The following is a 16,726-nucleotide window of genomic DNA, read 5'->3' on the forward strand; positions in this document are numbered from 1 at the left end:
TTTTTTTATTTGGTACAAGAAAATAAGAGGAAGAGAGGAATTCGTAAGCGACGTTTATACTCTTCTTTATTTTGAAAATAGGTTGGATTTGGTGTAGCTTCTTTTAATGATGTAATGGTAAATCCGGCTTGCTGTAATAATGTGAAATACTCTTCCGTTGTACGATGATATTTAATAACTTCTTGGTCAATCCATGGTTCAACCCGTTTGCCTAGTTTAAAATAATCATCGACGAGCCAACTCGTTCTTTTACCACTTGTTTGTAAGCTTTCAAATGAAGAAGTAATAACGGGATGTTGAACGCTAAAGGTAAAGGTACCATTTGTTTTTAAAGTTTGAAACACATTTTGAAAAATGATATCAAGATGTTCAATATAATGTAAGGCGAGTCTAGAGGTTACTAAATCAAAAGTGGAAGAGGGATAGGTATAATCTTTGAGGTTTAAAAAATGAACAGATCCATTTTTATTTTCTAGTTGTTTTTTAGCTTTTCCATACATAAGCTCGGAGCCTTCAATGCCGGTGTAAGAGTAGCATCCCTTTTCTAATAATTCCGCACCAAACTTAGCATCACCACAGCCTAAATCGAGAATTTGTTTTCCTTGCACATGACCAATGAGCTGAAAGAATACTGGTTTTTCAATGGATTCATTTGGGCTATTTTCTCGGTATCTTCGTTTCATATATTGTTCGAAAAATGCTGTGTTATTGTATACATCAGATTCTGTAAATGCCATGTTTGAAGCCTCCCTAAATATTTTTTTAATTCTATCAAATATGAAAAGTAAATGATAGATTTATTGTAATGAATCATATATAATCTAGAATTGTAAGCGGTTACTTTAAACTATTTTTCTATAATAAATTCTGAAAACGTGTTAAGCTAGTAGAGGGATTATTAGAACTATTAAGACAATAATCCGCTTACATGAACGATGGGAGGCTTCACAATGTCTAGTAAAACACTTGCGAAATTTTTAGAAGAAAATTTAGAGGATTTAAAATCAAAGGGGCTTTATAACGTAATTGATCCGCTTGAGAGTTCGAATGGACCAATCATTACAATTGGCGGAAAAGAATATATTAACTTATCTTCAAACAACTATCTTGGATTAGCAACAGATAGCCGTTTGCAAGAAGCAGCAATTGGTGCTATTCATAAGTACGGTGTTGGAGCAGGGGCTGTTCGTACAATTAACGGTACTTTAGATTTGCATATTAAGTTAGAAGAAACAATTGCAAAGTTTAAACATACAGAAGCAGCAATTGCTTATCAATCAGGATTTAACTGTAATATGGCAGCGATTTCAGCTGTTATGGATAAAAATGATGCGATTCTTTCAGACGAATTAAATCATGCATCTATTATTGACGGTAGTCGTTTATCAAAAGCAAAAATTATTGTTTATAAACATTCTGATATGGAAGATTTACGCCAAAAAGCAATCGCGGCGAAAGAATCAGGTCTTTACAATAAATTAATGGTAATTACAGATGGTGTCTTTTCGATGGATGGAGATGTTGCAAAACTACCAGAAATTGTTGAGATTGCAGAAGAGTTAGATTTAATGACATACGTAGATGATGCACACGGTTCAGGTGTACTTGGAAAAGGTGCAGGAACTGTAAAGCACTTCGGTCTTTCTGATAAAGTTGATTTCCAAATTGGTACATTATCAAAAGCAATTGGGGTAATTGGTGGGTATGTAGCAGGGAAACAAAACTTAATTGACTGGTTAAAAGTTCGTTCACGTCCATTCCTATTCTCTACAGCATTAACACCAGCTGATGCAGCAGCTTGCATGAGATCAATTGAAATCTTAATGGAAAGCACAGAGTTACACGATCGTTTATGGGAAAATGGACGCTACTTGAAACAAGGATTAAAAGAACTTGGCTTTAACATTGGGGAAAGTGAAACGCCAATTACACCTTGTATCATTGGGGACGAAGTATTAACACAAGAATTTAGTAAACGTCTAAATGAAGAAGGTGTATACGCAAAATCTATCGTGTTCCCAACTGTAGCAAAAGGAACAGGGCGCGTTCGTAATATGCCTACAGCAGCTCATACGAAAGAAATGTTAGATGAAGCAATTCTTAAGTATGAAAAAGTAGGAAAAGAAATGGGCATCATTTAAGTAACGACATCTTTTGAATAGCTTGCAAATGAGGAGTGGGGAAAATGAAAAAAATTCTAGTAACCGGTTCTTTAGGGCAAATTGGTTCTGAACTAGTAATGAAACTTCGTGATGTATACGGCGCATCAAATGTTATTGCAACAGATATTCGTGAAACAGATAGTGAAGTAGTAACGTCTGGTCCATTTGAAACGTTAGATGTAACAGATGGACAAAAACTACATGATATCGCAAAGCGTAATGAAGTAGATACAATTATTCATTTAGCAGCTTTACTTTCAGCAACAGCAGAAAAAAATCCGTTATTTGCATGGAATTTAAATATGGGTGGACTTGTAAATGCTCTAGAAGCAGCTCGTGAATTAAACTGTAAGTTCTTCACGCCAAGTTCTATCGGTGCATTTGGTCCATCAACGCCAAAAGATAATACACCGCAAGATACAATTCAGCGTCCTACTACGATGTATGGGGTAAACAAAGTGGCAGGAGAATTACTGTGTGATTATTATTATCAAAAATTTGGCGTAGATACGCGCGGTGTCCGTTTCCCAGGTTTAATTTCTTACGTAGCGCCTCCAGGAGGCGGAACAACTGATTATGCAGTTGAAATTTATTATGAGGCGATTAAAAAAGGTGCATACACCTCATACATTGCTGAAGGAACATATATGGACATGATGTATATGCCTGATGCTTTACAAGCGATCATTTCATTAATGGAAGCTGATCCAAGTAAGCTAGTGCATAGAAATGCATTTAACATTACAGCAATGAGCTTCGAGCCAGAGCAAATTGCAGCGTCAATTCGTAAACACATTCCGACGTTTACAATGGATTATGCAGTAGATCCAGCTCGTCAAACAATCGCTGATAGCTGGCCAAACTCTATTGATGCAACAGCAGCAATGAAAGAGTGGGGCTTTAAAGCAGAATACGATTTAGACAAAATGACAACTGACATGCTGGCTAAGTTAAAAAAAAAGCTCACAGCTGAGTTAGTGATGAATTAATAGGAAGAGTCGATTCTTAGGAATCGGCTCTTCCTCATTTTTGGAAGGAGAGAGGTCTTATGCAAAGAGTTGATGTCGTATATGCACTAATACATGATGAAGAAACAGATAAAATATTAATGGTACATAATGTAGAACAAAACGTTTGGTCATTGCCAGGTGGGGCTGTGGAAAAAGGTGAAATATTAGAGGAAGCACTAATAAGAGAAGTGAAAGAAGAGACAGGTTTAACTGCTACGTTAGGTGGACTTGTTGCGATCAATGAAAAATTCTTTGAAGAATCAGGGAATCATGCGCTATTTTTTACATTCCGAGCGAATGTAGAAAAAGGTGAACTTATTGCGGAAGATGAAGGTGAAATTTCTGCAGTAGAGTGGGTGGATCGAACAATTGCGAATGAGCGCTTCCCATACTATGACGGAGGATTTGAATATTTGTTAGAAGTAGCCATTCCATACAAGTTTCAACCAGAAACAAAGTAATTGAACGAAAAAACAGGAGCCACAAGGCTCCTATTTTCTATTCAATCGTCTTCAGTAATAATTTTTTCAGTAATGGTTTAATCTTCAGTCGTAAATCTTCAGCGTGATTTGCAACTAAGAAGTGATGGTTATAAATGTTTTTCATCAATTGATAAGTTGCTTCTTTCGCTTCGCCTTCTTCGATGAAGATACCGATTACTTCCATACCACTTTTACGCGCGAGTTTAACAGCTTCATGCGTATCTAAAATTCCGTCTTGTTGATAGTCTAGCGCAGAAGGCTCACCGTCTGTGAAGACTAGTAAGAATTTATGTTTCTCAGGTCTTTTGGCAAGCTTTTCAGAAACGATACGAATAATATATCCGTCGCGGTTATCTTCTTCTTCACGAAGTTGCATAATTTCTGGACCAACGTTTGGTAACGTTGAGTTTTTATAATTTACAACTTCATGGATAACGTTCGGCTTATCTTCAGGTTTAGCGCTAGAGGCATCTTCCCAAAATCCGCTAATAGCGTGCGGGATTTTTAAAGATTTTAAAGCTTCATGGAATAGTACAACACTCTTCTTCGTTTCTTCCATTTTGTTATACATAGAACCAGAACAGTCAACTAACAGTTGGAATGCAACGTCGAGCTCTTGTGATTCTTGCCCTTTTTTATAAAACATGCGAGGCTGCTTTTCAGTATAAATACGAAGGAATTTCTTACGAAGTCTTCCGTAATATTTATCACTATTTGCATTCGTTTTATTTTCAATCGTTTTTTCGATAATTTTCTTTAATTCTTTTACATCTTTATTAACGACTGATTTGATAGCTTGGTAATCCTTTTTCTCATCAGGATTTGGTTTACGTGCTTCTTTAAATGTATGAGAAGCGCCAGTGTTATATTTACCATATGCACCATCATTTTGACTAGAAGCGTGTGAAGCCCTTGCTTCTTCTGTATCAGCGCCATCAAAGTTGGATTGTGTACTTTTTTGAGAAGTACCTTGTACAGAACCAAGTGCTTGGTCGCCATCTTCTGATTCACGAGCAGTATCGCCCATCATGTTTGTTTTTGTTCCGCTTTCTAATTCAAAGCGTAAAAAGTTCTCGTTTTCGTTATTTTTATTTTCACGATGCCATGTGGAGAAACTTTCATCCATTTTGTTTTTATTTTCATCGTCATCTATAAGCTGCGTATCATCATTTGCTAAATCTTCGACGCGACAGTTCTTTTCGTCTGCAAGAACAGATAAATAAAGCGGTGCATGTCCGAAATAGTTGTTAAGCATATCACTTTCAAGAAGCTCCTCTAAGCGGTAGCGAATTTTCTCAACGATATACATAATATCTTCCGTATTACGAGCTTGGAATGTTTCATGCAAAATAGCTTCAATTTGTTCGAAATATTCATTATTAAACATTTCATATTTATCGCTCGTTAATGAAAGATAGCATAGGCAAAATAGACGATCACCGTGATAGTTACGAACGCGATTGATTTCATTTTGTGAGCTAAAGTAATTGCGATACATTTCTTTTCTTCTTTTAAAAACATGCTTCGTGCCAGGACGTAAGTTCTTTACAATTTCCTCAACGCGTAAATCTTCTAATAGAACAAATAATTGTGTTAAAAACTTTTTTAGGGGCGATTCTTGCAATTCAATCGCATAAGAACGAATTAAAGTCATGTCCGAGTAATGTTTATTACCAAGTGCTTTTAAGAACACTTCGCTTTTTAATCCGATTACTGTATCTTCTTCTTTTCGATCATCCCAAAAGTGACTAATGACAACTTTCTTTTCAATTTCGTCGTAGTATGCTTTATAGCCATATTCAAGATAGGCATCGTCTTCTTTTAGAAGGGCATACATTAAGTTTTCCATTTGTAGAAACAGCGACGCATCAATTTTTTTGTCACTAAAAATTTGTCTCATAAATTATCCCTCAAAGAAATAACTTTCTGCTAATTCACGGACAGTCATTTGTTCTGTTTCATCATTAAGTTTTGCAATTATGCTTCGTTCAATCGCTCGCATAACAGGAATATATACACCTAAATCACATGCGTCGATAATGCCACGAATACTTGCCGCTTCTTCACTTACACGTCCATCGCGAGCTAAAGGCATAAGGTCGCTTGCAAAGGCAACGAACTTTTCAATTGTTGCAACATCTTTTAATTTTGATTCTGCTAATAATAATTCTTTTAATGTATCACCTTGAATGTAAGGAACTTCAATAATAACGAAACGGTTTTTTAACGCTTCGTTTAGTTCACTTGTTCCAACGTAACCTTCGTTAATCGCAGCAATTACACGGTATTCGTCATCACCGTATACAACCTCTTGTGTAAATGGGTTTGTGATCATTTTACGGTAATCTAATGCGCCGTGAAGAAGTGGTAACGTTTCAGGTTTTGCCATATTGATTTCGTCAATATATAGGAAGTGGCCGTTCTTCATTGCTTTCATAAGAGGACCGTTAACGAATGAAACTTCAGATGCACCATCTTTCGTTTGTAGTGTGTTGTATCCTAAAATACCCTCTACATCTAAGTCGACAGAGCAGTTAATGCTATGCATTGGTTTTTGGAATAAAGAAGAAAGAGTTTCCGCTAGTACTGTTTTACCACTACCAGTCGGTCCTTTTAATAGAATGTTCTTGCCAAGAAGAAGTGCTGTAATCGCATCTTCAATAATGCTATTATCAGACGCTTTATATATTTTCGTTCCGATTAAATGTGCATTTTCACCAGCTTCTTGCTTATTCTTTTCATGAATCGTAGAAAGCTGTTGTTTTAAATCAGCATGTATATGAAATTGTTCTAACATGTATTTCCCACCTAACATTATTTTCATAAAGTAATACATCTTATGATAACTTGTTTTAATATGGTATGCAAAGAAAAGGAAGGAGGATAAAGGGAAAAGAAAAAGCAATCAAGATGAAGTTGATTGCCTACAGTAAAGGAGAAATGAGCCTCATGAAAGACTCCAATATGCGTTTTTTTATACTTCTTTTTTGGAAAGAGTTCCATTTAATTTCAGTTGAATGTTTAAAATCTTCTTCAAAATCACGTTTAATATCGTGAACTGTTTTTGATTCATAAAGTACACTAATAATTTCGTAATTCAATTCAAAGCTACGTACATCCATGTTCGCTGTTCCAATAGTTGCAATTGTATCATCAACGAGTACAATTTTTGCATGCATAAAACCATCTTTATAACTGTAAATAGAAGCACCAGCTTTTAAAAGCGGAGTGAAATAGGATTGAGATGCTTGATCACTAATGATGCTATCACTTTTACCTGGATATAAAATCCGTACATCTATTCCGGCAATTGCACTTAAGCGTAATAATGTTAAAGTTTCTTGATCTGGAATAAAGTAGGGTGTAGCGATCCAAATGGATTTTTTTGCAGAACCCATAACAGCTAATAATGTATTACGAATACTTTTATCATCGGAGCTTGGTCCGCTTGCTACGATTTGAACAGCACCTTCTGCATTTGAAATCTCTTTACCTGGGAAGTATTGTCTATTCATGAATTGATCCCAGGAATAAGTATTTAAACCACTAGAGGCATAGAGCCAGTCTTCTAGAAAGATTGCTTGTAATTTATATAATGCTTTTCCTTCTATTTTTAAATGACTATCACGCCAAACAGGAAATTTCTTGGAACGGCCAAGATATTCATCACCGACATTGAGTCCTCCGGTAAAACCAATTTCGCCATCTACAATAACAATTTTTCGATGGTTACGATAATTGACAGTTTCAAGTAACCAAGCTGAAAAAATAGGGTCAAATTCTACAATTTCAATCCCAGCTTCTTTCATAGGGTGCAAAAATCGTCGTCTTAACGTATTACTTCCAAGGCCATCATAAAGGAAGCGTACAATAACACCATCTTTTGCTTTTTGTATTAAAGCATCTCGAACTTTTGTACCAATTTCATCAGATTTATAAATGTAGTATTGAATATGTATATGATGTTTTGCTTGCTCTATAGCTCGCAAAATTTCTGAAAATGTTTGATCTCCGTTTGTTAAAAGTTTTGTAGTTGTTTTATCTGCAGCAGGACCGCCTCCAAATTTTTGTATGACTTCTGTTAAATGTATGGAACGTTCATTTAGTGGGACTGTGAGTAATAACTCTAGTCTTCTTCCTTCTAATATTTCACGGAATAATTTTCTTTGTTCTTCTGAACGATGGAGATGTTTTTTTCTTCTCCAGCGGCTGCGCCCGAAAATAGCGTATAATAGCACACCTATAATAGGAAGAAGTGCTAATACTAAAAACCATGCTAATGTACTTTGTGGAGATCTATTTTCTATAAAAATAACGAATGAAATTCCTACGATTGTGATGGACCATAGAGCACCGACAAATGTATATAACGAGATATACGATGTATTTAATAGGAACAGAACGATAGATACAATTGTAAATATTAATAGTAATTGAACGATAGGCTTCTTCATTTCTATATAATTCCCCTAATCTTTTTTCAATATAGACTTCTTAAATAGAAGATGTAATATGACATCTTTATTATAAGGTGTTTTGCTTTTTTTACAAAATATAGACATTTCACCTATACTTTCCGCATTTGTCCTACATACAGTGTACTATCCCATTTTTTATCCCACTCTTAACGCATATGAAAATGAAAAAATCGAAAAGGAGCGGAGAAACATGAATTATATAGAAAATAATGGATTGTATTATCGAAATCATCATGGAGGACACAATCATGGTGGGCACAATCATAACGGTGGACATCATCACCATGGAGGACACAATCACTATGATCACCATCATCATCACGGAGGCGGATGGGGCTGGGGTGGTGGTAGTTCATGGGGAGGCGGATTTTTCCCTGGAAGCTTTGCAGGAGGAGTGTTAGGCGGACTGACAGCTGGTGCATTAACAGGTGCAACAAGTGGAGGGTATTATCCGGCTCCATATCCAGTAGCTTATCCGTCGCCATACCCTGTAACGTATCCAATGCCATACCCAGGTTATCAGCAAATACCATATTCGTATTAAACTAAAAAAGAGGCTATCCTCTTTTTTAGTTTAATACGGTATTTATTTATAAAATACTTCCAAAATTAAGGTGAAAATATGTTAATATTTTGTTATTGTAATTCAAAAACATATACATTGATGTAGAGTTTTATATTATTATTCGTGAATAGTTATGTAGTATGTTCTAATTTCTATTTCGTTATTAAAAACAAAGAGATCAGATGTGAGTGGTATTAGTTGGAAACAAGGCTTGCATAGAGCCACTTAAAGGGATTGCAGTATAATAAGGTACGAAATAATTAGGGAGATGAGAAGCTACTATTTATAATTAGAACGGTATAATATTGCTTTTTATTACAAATAATATTATGTTATTTTAATCGGTCTATTCAAAAAGATAATTTATGTAATGGGCTAGTATTAGAAAATGAAATATCTCTATTTCTATGAAGAGAAACAGGTTGTGTTTTAGTCAGATAGAAGCAAGGAGAGATGCGCATGCTAGAACAGAGAGGTCATGCATTATATGACTCTTCATTGCGAGATTTAAAGTTAGCATTAGATGAGTCTTCAATTGTTGCAATTACAGATCGAAAAGGTCTTATTACATATGTAAATGATAAATTTTGTGAAATCTCTAAATACAAAAGAGAAGAATTAATTGGAAAAGATCACCGTATTTTAAATTCAGGACATCATCCAAAAAACTTTTTTCAAGACTTATGGAAGCGTATTTTGAATGGGAAAGTATGGACAGGTGAGATTCGGAATCGAGCAAAAGATGGTACATATTATTGGGTCAAAACAACAATTGTTCCATTTTTAAATGAAAAAGGAGAGCCATACCAGTTTATCGCAATTCGAAATGATATTAGTAGTAGAAAAGAAGCGGAACATAGATTGCGGCTAAGTGAAAGTCGTTATAGGGAACTTGCCTATCATGATGCTTTAACGAGTTTGCCTAACCGTTTACAATTAATAACGACCGTTAACGAATTGATTGCAGATAAAAAAGAATTTGGTATGATTTACTTTGATTTGGACCGTTTTAAATTAGTAAATGATACATTAGGTCATATGATAGGGGATTTACTTTTAAGTGAAGTTGCTTCAAGGTTGCATTATGTACTAGGAGAGAAAGATGTTCTGGCTAGGCTAGGTGGCGACGAATTTGTGCTGTTAACAAAAAATCATAGACAAGATGATATGAGTCAGTTAGCGACATCTGTGTTGTCATGTTTTCAGGCACCATTTATGCTGGAAGGCCATGAAGTATACATTTCAGCTAGTCTGGGACTTTGTTCTTATCCACAAGACGGACAAGATGTGGAAACGTTATTGAAAAACTCTGACTTAGCTATGTATAGTGCAAAAGAACAGGGGAGAAACGCTGCGTGTTTCTTTACAGATGAGCTACGCGCGAAAATAAATCGTAGAATGAAAGTTGAGTTTGCTTTGCAAAAGGCAATTCGTGATGAAGAGTTAGATGTAGCATTGCAGCCTATTATTGATTTGAAAACGAAGAGATATTCTGGTATAGAAGCTCTAGTACGTTGTATGACAGAAGACGGACCTATTTCACCAAGCGAATTTATCCCTGTAGCTGAAGAGTCTGGACTTATTATAAAACTAGGAGACTGGGTATTAGAAAAATCATGTCGCTTGTTTAAAACATTGCCGAATTATCAAGAAGGACTAAAGTTATCTGTGAATTTATCTATACAACAATTAATGCAGAAACGTTTTATTTTATCAGTACGTAGCATTTTAAAGAGAACTGGTTTTCCTCCGAACCGTTTAATATTAGAAATAACGGAAAGTATTGCAGTCCGCCATTTTGATTATATTATTGCTACATTACAAGAATTAAGAAATATGGGTGTTTTAATTGCTTTGGATGATTTCGGAACTGGCTATTCTTCCTTATATTATTTAAAACAACTACCACTGGATATTGTAAAAATTGATCGTAATTTTATTCGTGAATTTCATTATGATCACGCACAACCAGAACGAACGATTGTAAAATCCGTTATTGAAATTGCTCATAGTTTAAATTTAGCAGTAGTTGCTGAAGGAGTAGAAACAGTAGAGCAAGAGAGTTTGTTGCAATCAATGAGCTGTGATTATGTACAGGGATTTTATTATGCGAAACCTTTATCTGTAGGAGAGCTAAAAGAAAAGTTAATTACAGATTTTTAATAAAAAAGAGAAGCCAGCAGCTTCTCTTTATTTAATCCGTTTTTTGTGAGTCTTTCATTAGTACTGGATAAAGAATAAGACCTAATACGAACAATCCAATTCCTAAGAAGAATGTTTTTAAATCAGCAGTTCCCGTTTTGATAACCCAAATGGAGTATATCAACGCTAATGTCGTAATGATTCCATCTTTTACTCGAGATCCTGGCAGTATATCATACGTTTCTCCTGTAATAACTAATTTTAATTGGTACAAGGTAGAAACAAGGTATGGAATTAAATAGGCTAATGTTGCTACGACGATAGCGAAACTATACGCTTCTGAAACAGTACCAGAAATCGTTGAAAATAAGAAAATTTGCGTCATTACATTTGTAATCAATAATGATTTTGAAGGACTACCTTTTTTATTTGTTTTCCCGAAAAACTTAGGGAAAAGTCCATTTTTTGCTGCCTGGTAAGGTACCTCTGAACTAACAACAATCCAGCCAACTGTAGATCCAAATAAAGATATAAGAGCGAGTAAAGCCATTATATATGCACCTTTATTTCCAATTGCTAAATTTAATGCGTCTACTAATGGTTTTTGAGACTCTTTTAAAGCATCTTGCGGAAGAGCTCCCATTGTAAGTAAAGTAATTGACATGTAAATAAGAAGAGCGATAATTAATCCGAAAATCGTAGCTTTTTTTACATCGCGCTGTGATTTTGCACGATTAGAAAGCATAACTGCTGATTCAATACCGATAAATGCCCAGAGTGTTGCAATAGCAGCTGAATTGATTTGTCCACCTAATGAGATTGATTGTCCTGCTTCATTCATAAAGGTTTGACCGTCTCCGAAATTAGAGGCGTTGAAAATGAATAATGTAATTACAATAAACATTGTAAATCCAATAATTTTTGCAATGGTAGCAAGTAGATTCATGTTTCCAGCTCGATCAATATTTTGAGAAAGAATATATTGAATTCCCCACAGCATAAGGCTACATACGAGGAAAGTTAATCCTTTTCCGAGTTCCAGTGAAAATCCATTTATTGAAAAAAGAATTTGCTTACTTTGTAAAACTGGAAAGAATGTTGATAAATATCCAGCAAAGGAAATAATAACAGATGCTGTTGCAGCCCAGTTAGCAGCCCAATATCCCCATGCCATACTATATCCTGCAACTTTACCAGCTTTTTTTGAAGGAAACATCGCTTGAGCATAGCTTTGTGGTCCAGCTTTTAATTCTGGTTTCCGAATCGCTAAATTTCCAAATACAAGTGCAATCATAAATACGCCAAGGCCTGTAATACTCCATGCGAGTGTAGAACCCATTGGCCCTGATACTTGTGCTAAATTTGCTGGAAGCATAAATACGCCACCGCCAACCATATTCCCGATAACAAATGCTGTTAAAACCCATAATCCCCATTTTTTCGTTTCCATTTTTGTTAACTCCTTTGTAGTAAGTTTTGCTTAAACATCATTTTTTACTAGCTTTTTGACAATAAAAAAAGAGCCATGTAGATAAAAAAATACCTACATGGCTCTTTCGCCAAAGCGTAGGTACAACGGGAATAACCCTTGTACCTACGCGTAATTTTTCCGCTAGGTTTCAAGGGTTACGTATGATGATGATGTTTTTGTGCAAATGTAACTACAGTTGTTGTATAAGTAAGCATAGTTCTTTGCTCCCTTTCTCCTCTGATTTTGAAGTTAGTATACTACATGTTTTTTTGAATGAAAAGAAAAATATAAAAATTTTTATAAAAATACGTTTTAAAGATTAAATATTTACCTATATTTTTCTTGTACTGGAAAATAAGTGAGAGATTGGCAGAAGAGTGAAGCATGTTATAATACATATAGAATTAGAAGGTGACAAGGGGCTATTGTAGATGATGAGTAAGTATGAACAAATTTATACAGAAATCAGTAAATCTATTGATAATAAACAATTAAAAGAGGGATGCAAAATCCCATCAGAAACAGAATTAATGAAGCAGTATGAGGCAAGCCGAGGCACGGTAAGAAAAGCTGTAGATTTACTGCAAGAGCGTGGATATGTGCAAAAAATTCATGGAAAAGGTGTTTTTGTTTTAAAGCGAAAAAATATTGAATTTAATTTTGGCGGTATTGTAAGTTTCCAAGAAGAAAATGAACGTTTGGGACGTCATTGTATTACGGAAGTTGTGGAAATGGACAAAGAAAAAGCCACAAAAGAAATTGCGAAATTATTAAATGTAAAAGAAAAAACAGAGATTGACCATATTAAACGTGTACGAAATATTGATGGAGAAAAAGTAATTTTAGATATAAATCATTTTGTATCTGAGTTTATTCCAGGATTAACGAAAGAAATTGCAACTGCATCGATTTATAAATACATCGAGAAAGAGCTTGGGCTACATATTAGTTATTCGCAGAGGGTAATAGAAGTACAGCCATGTACAGAGGATGACAGAAAGTATTTAGATTTAAATGGAACAGACTATGTTGTCGTTGTGAAAAACTTTACACATTTGTATGATGGAAGTCAGTTTGAATATACAGAATCACGCCACCGTTTAGATATTTTTCACTTTTCGGATGTGGCACGCAGGAAGTAAAGAGGTGGAACAAAATATTGTTTCATCTCTTTTTTTTATAAAAAAAACACAAACTCGTATATACGAGTGTTGACTAACTTATATATACGAGTTAATATGTAATTGTAAACGGTATCAAAAAAAGAAAAGAGGGACGGGAATATGGGGAAAGACTATCGTAAAACAGCAGAGGAAGTGTTGCAGTATATTGGTGGGAAAGACAATATTGAACAAGCTGCACATTGTGTGACGAGGCTCCGTATCGCTTTAAAAGATGAAAGTAAAATAGATAATGATAAATTACAGTCTGTTTCATTAGTGAAAGGAGCGTTTCATAACGCTGGTATATTTCAAATTGTAATTGGTCCAGGGGATGTAGATCGTGTTTACGCTGAATTGATAACGCTTGCAGGTATGAAAGAATCGACTGTAGCGGACGTAAAAGACTCTGGAAATCAGAAGTTAAATCCAGCTCAAAAGTTTGTGAAAATATTTTCGGATGTATTTATGCCGATATTACCAGCGATCGTAACAGCTGGTTTACTAATGGGTATTAACAATCTATTAGGCGCAAAGGACTTATTTTTTGATGGGAAAAATTTATTAGATGTTTATCCGAACTTAGGCGGGCTTTGGGATTTAATTAATATGATGGCCAATACAGCATTCGTATTCTTACCAGCACTTGTCGGTTGGTCAGCAACGAAGCGTTTTGGTGGTAGTCCAATACTAGGGATTGTTATGGGATTAATGCTTGTGCACCCGGCCTTATTAAACGCTTGGGACTATGGAAAAGCAGCGACTGGTTTAGAGGGTCAAAAGATTGAGTACTTCAATATTTTAGGACTATTCCAAATTGAGAAGGTAGGATATCAAGGACAAATTTTACCTGTTTTAGTAGCAGCATTTGTATTAAGTAAAGTGGAAATTTTCTTAAAGAAACATGTACCAAATGCAATTCAATTATTAGTTGTACCAATTACAACAATCGTTGTGACAGGTGTGTTAGCACTAGGAATTATCGGTCCGGTTACACGTCATATTGGAGATTTATTAACAGTAGGATTAGTAGGTGTATATGAAACAGTACCAGTAGTTGGAGCAGTATTATTTGGAGCATTATATGCACCGCTTGTAATTACAGGTATGCATCATATGTTTATTGCAATTGATTTACAATTGATTGCACAACATGGCGGGACATTTATTTGGCCGATGATCGCTCTTTCTAACATTGCGCAAGGTAGTGCGGCACTTGCGATGTTCTGGATTTCTAAAAATCAAAATGATAAAAGTATGGCATCAACATCAGCCATTTCAGCATACTTCGGTATTACAGAACCAGCGATGTTTGGGGTGAATTTACGAAATAAGTTCCCGTTCTATGCAGCGATTATAGGATCTGCTGTGGCAGCGATATTCATTACATTAAATGGTGTATTAGCGCCTGCTATCGGAATTGGCGGATTGCCAGCATTTATTTCTATCATTCCGAAATCGATTCCAATGTTTATTGTAGGAATGATTATTGCAGTTGTAATCCCATTTACTTTAACATGGTTATTTGCAAAAAGAGTCAAACAGAAGTAGGAGGAAGTTAAACATGAAGGATTGGCATAAAAGTGTAGTCTATCAAATTTATCCGAAGAGCTTTAATAGTTATTACAATAGAGAAACCGGGGATATAAAAGGTGTTACAGAGAAACTAGATTATTTAAAAGAACTCGGAGTGGATTATATATGGTTAACACCGATATACCAATCACCACAAAATGATAATGGATATGATGTAAGTGATTACTACAGCATTGATCCATCTTACGGAACGATGGAAGAGTTTGAAGAACTTTTAGCAGAAGCGAAAGTACGTAACATTGAAATTATGCTTGATATTGTTGTAAATCATAGTTCGACTGAACATAAGTGGTTTAAAGAAGCGAAGGAAGATAAAAATAGTCCATATCGTAATTACTATATTTGGCGTGATGAAAAAAATAATTGGCAGTCTAAGTTTGGTGGATCTGCTTGGAAATATGATGAGAAGACGGAGCAATATTATTTACATTTATTTGATGAAACACAAGCTGATTTAAATTGGGAAAATGAAAAACTTCGTGAAGAAGTATATGATATGATGCGTTTTTGGCTGGATAAAGGAGTAACAGGATTCCGATTAGATGTCATTAACTTAATTTCAAAAGACCAATGTTTCTTAAACGATGAAGGTAGTACTGCGACAAGTGATGGACGCAAGTATTATACAGATGGTCCGCGTGTTCATGAATATTTACAAGAGATGAACCGAAATGTTTTTGCAGGAAAAGATGTAATTACAGTTGGAGAAATGTCATCTACGACAATTGATAATTGTATTAAATATTCAAACCCTGAGCGTAATGAATTAAGTATGACGTTTAGTTTCCATCATTTAAAAGTAGATTATCCGAATGGTGATAAGTGGACGAAGGCTGATTTTGATTTTATTAAATTAAAAGAGATTATGTCTAGCTGGCAAATTGAAATGCAAAAGGGCGGAGGATGGAATGCGTTATTTTGGTGTAATCATGACCAGCCTCGCATCGTGTCACGCTTTGGTGATGATGGAAAGTACCGAAACGAATCTGCAAAAATGTTAGCGACAGCCATGCACATGCTGCAAGGAACGCCTTATATTTATCAAGGGGAAGAAATCGGTATGACGGATCCTAAATTTGAGTCCATCGAGCAATATCGTGATGTGGAATCGTTAAATATATACGATATAAAGCTAAAAGAAGGGCTATCAAAAGAAGAGATTATCGGGATTTTAAAGCAAAAATCTCGTGACAACTCTCGCACTCCGATGCAGTGGAATGAAGAGATGAACAGTGGTTTTACAACAAGTACACCTTGGATTTCAGCGGCTGAAAACTTTAAAGAAATAAACGTAGAGAAGGCATTAGAAGATAAAGAGTCCGTATTTTATCATTATAAAAAGTTAATAGAACTTAGGAAAACGTATGATGTAATTACAGAAGGAGAATATGCTATTTTGGATAAAAATGATCCTAAGATTTGGGCATATACTCGTACTACAGAAAGTGAAGTGCTGCTTGTTATAAATAACTTCTATGGAGAAGAAATAACGTACTCTGTACCAGCGCACGTTCAATTAGATGGAATGAAACAAGAAATACTACTGTCGAATTATAAAGATGCTAGCAAGGATATTACAAAACTTAGCTTAAGACCATATGAATCAATTGTGTATCGATATACGAAATAAAAAGGTTGTATGCCCATGCGGCATACAACC

The 16,726-nt window shown here is 35.2% G+C and carries 13 protein-coding genes; 8 read left to right on the plus strand and 5 right to left on the minus strand.

The genetic code is table 11. The annotated features are described in order from the left end of the window. Window positions 1-5 precede the first annotated feature (5 nt). Window positions 6-737: a class I SAM-dependent DNA methyltransferase gene (locus MHH55_RS24495; protein ID WP_000885975.1), complete on the minus strand. Its 732-nt coding sequence runs from the start codon at window positions 735-737 to the stop codon at window positions 6-8. A 213-nt stretch (window positions 738-950) separates the two neighbouring features. On the opposite strand from MHH55_RS24495, the gene MHH55_RS24500 reads away from it, so the two are divergent. Genes MHH55_RS24500 through MHH55_RS24510 form a run of 3 tightly spaced genes read left to right on the plus strand, consistent with a single transcriptional unit; the run spans window position 951 to window position 3,633 of the window. Beyond that, on the plus strand, window positions 951-2,141 hold the full coding sequence (locus tag MHH55_RS24500) for a glycine C-acetyltransferase (RefSeq protein ID WP_000095905.1): 1,191 nt from the start codon (window positions 951-953) through the stop codon (window positions 2,139-2,141). 44 nt (window positions 2,142-2,185) lie between these two features. Next, window positions 2,186-3,151: an L-threonine 3-dehydrogenase gene (locus tag MHH55_RS24505; protein ID WP_000723149.1), complete on the plus strand. Its 966-nt coding sequence runs from the start codon at window positions 2,186-2,188 to the stop codon at window positions 3,149-3,151. Window positions 3,152-3,210: 59 nt separating this feature from the next. Continuing rightward, window positions 3,211-3,633, plus strand: coding sequence for an NUDIX hydrolase (locus MHH55_RS24510; RefSeq protein ID WP_001189941.1), 423 nt, complete (start codon window positions 3,211-3,213; stop codon window positions 3,631-3,633). A 37-nt stretch (window positions 3,634-3,670) separates the two neighbouring features. On the opposite strand, the gene MHH55_RS24515 is transcribed toward MHH55_RS24510, so the two are convergent. From MHH55_RS24515 to MHH55_RS24525, 3 genes are all read right to left on the minus strand, one after another. Next, window positions 3,671-5,554 (minus strand): vWA domain-containing protein, encoded by a 1,884-nt coding sequence (locus MHH55_RS24515; protein WP_001248875.1) that lies wholly within the window; start codon window positions 5,552-5,554, stop codon window positions 3,671-3,673. A gap of 3 nt (window positions 5,555-5,557) precedes the next feature. Beyond that, window positions 5,558-6,451, minus strand: coding sequence for an ATP-binding protein (locus MHH55_RS24520; RefSeq protein ID WP_000892971.1), 894 nt, complete (start codon window positions 6,449-6,451; stop codon window positions 5,558-5,560). Window positions 6,452-6,578: 127 nt separating this feature from the next. Beyond that, on the minus strand, window positions 6,579-8,108 hold the full coding sequence (locus MHH55_RS24525) for a cardiolipin synthase (protein WP_000743025.1): 1,530 nt from the start codon (window positions 8,106-8,108) through the stop codon (window positions 6,579-6,581). A 214-nt stretch (window positions 8,109-8,322) separates the two neighbouring features. Between MHH55_RS24525 and MHH55_RS24530 the strand changes: the two genes are divergently transcribed. Together MHH55_RS24530 and MHH55_RS24535 are read left to right on the plus strand one after the other, a co-directional pair. Then, complete coding sequence (locus MHH55_RS24530) at window positions 8,323-8,676, plus strand: hypothetical protein (RefSeq protein ID WP_001106379.1); 354 nt, start codon at window positions 8,323-8,325, stop codon at window positions 8,674-8,676. 480 nt (window positions 8,677-9,156) lie between these two features. Then, window positions 9,157-10,860 carry a putative bifunctional diguanylate cyclase/phosphodiesterase gene (locus MHH55_RS24535; RefSeq protein WP_063225515.1) on the plus strand — a complete coding sequence of 568 codons (1,704 nt, stop codon included), beginning with the start codon at window positions 9,157-9,159 and terminating at the stop codon, window positions 10,858-10,860. A gap of 31 nt (window positions 10,861-10,891) precedes the next feature. Here MHH55_RS24535 and MHH55_RS24540 read toward each other — a convergent pair whose 3' ends face one another. Further along, a complete protein-coding gene (locus MHH55_RS24540) occupies window positions 10,892-12,289 on the minus strand; it encodes an amino acid permease (protein ID WP_000448447.1) in 1,398 nt (465 codons plus the stop codon). Between the two features lie 452 nt (window positions 12,290-12,741). Here MHH55_RS24540 and treR point away from each other — a divergent pair, with 452 nt between their 5' ends. The 3 genes from treR to treC all read left to right on the plus strand — a co-directional run bounded on the left by treR (window position 12,742) and on the right by treC (window position 16,696). Then, window positions 12,742-13,452 carry a trehalose operon repressor gene (treR, locus tag MHH55_RS24545; protein WP_000987242.1) on the plus strand — a complete coding sequence of 237 codons (711 nt, stop codon included), beginning with the start codon at window positions 12,742-12,744 and terminating at the stop codon, window positions 13,450-13,452. Between the two features lie 141 nt (window positions 13,453-13,593). Next, window positions 13,594-15,021: a PTS system trehalose-specific EIIBC component gene (treP, locus tag MHH55_RS24550; protein WP_000513935.1), complete on the plus strand. Its 1,428-nt coding sequence runs from the start codon at window positions 13,594-13,596 to the stop codon at window positions 15,019-15,021. Between the two features lie 13 nt (window positions 15,022-15,034). Next, window positions 15,035-16,696: an alpha,alpha-phosphotrehalase gene (gene treC / locus MHH55_RS24555; protein WP_000656140.1), complete on the plus strand. Its 1,662-nt coding sequence runs from the start codon at window positions 15,035-15,037 to the stop codon at window positions 16,694-16,696. The last annotated feature ends 30 nt before the right edge of the window (window positions 16,697-16,726 follow it).

Origin of the sequence: Bacillus sp. FSL K6-2944 (assembly GCF_038005385.1) — a bacterium.
GTDB lineage: Bacteria > Bacillota > Bacilli > Bacillales > Bacillaceae_G > Bacillus_A > Bacillus_A cereus.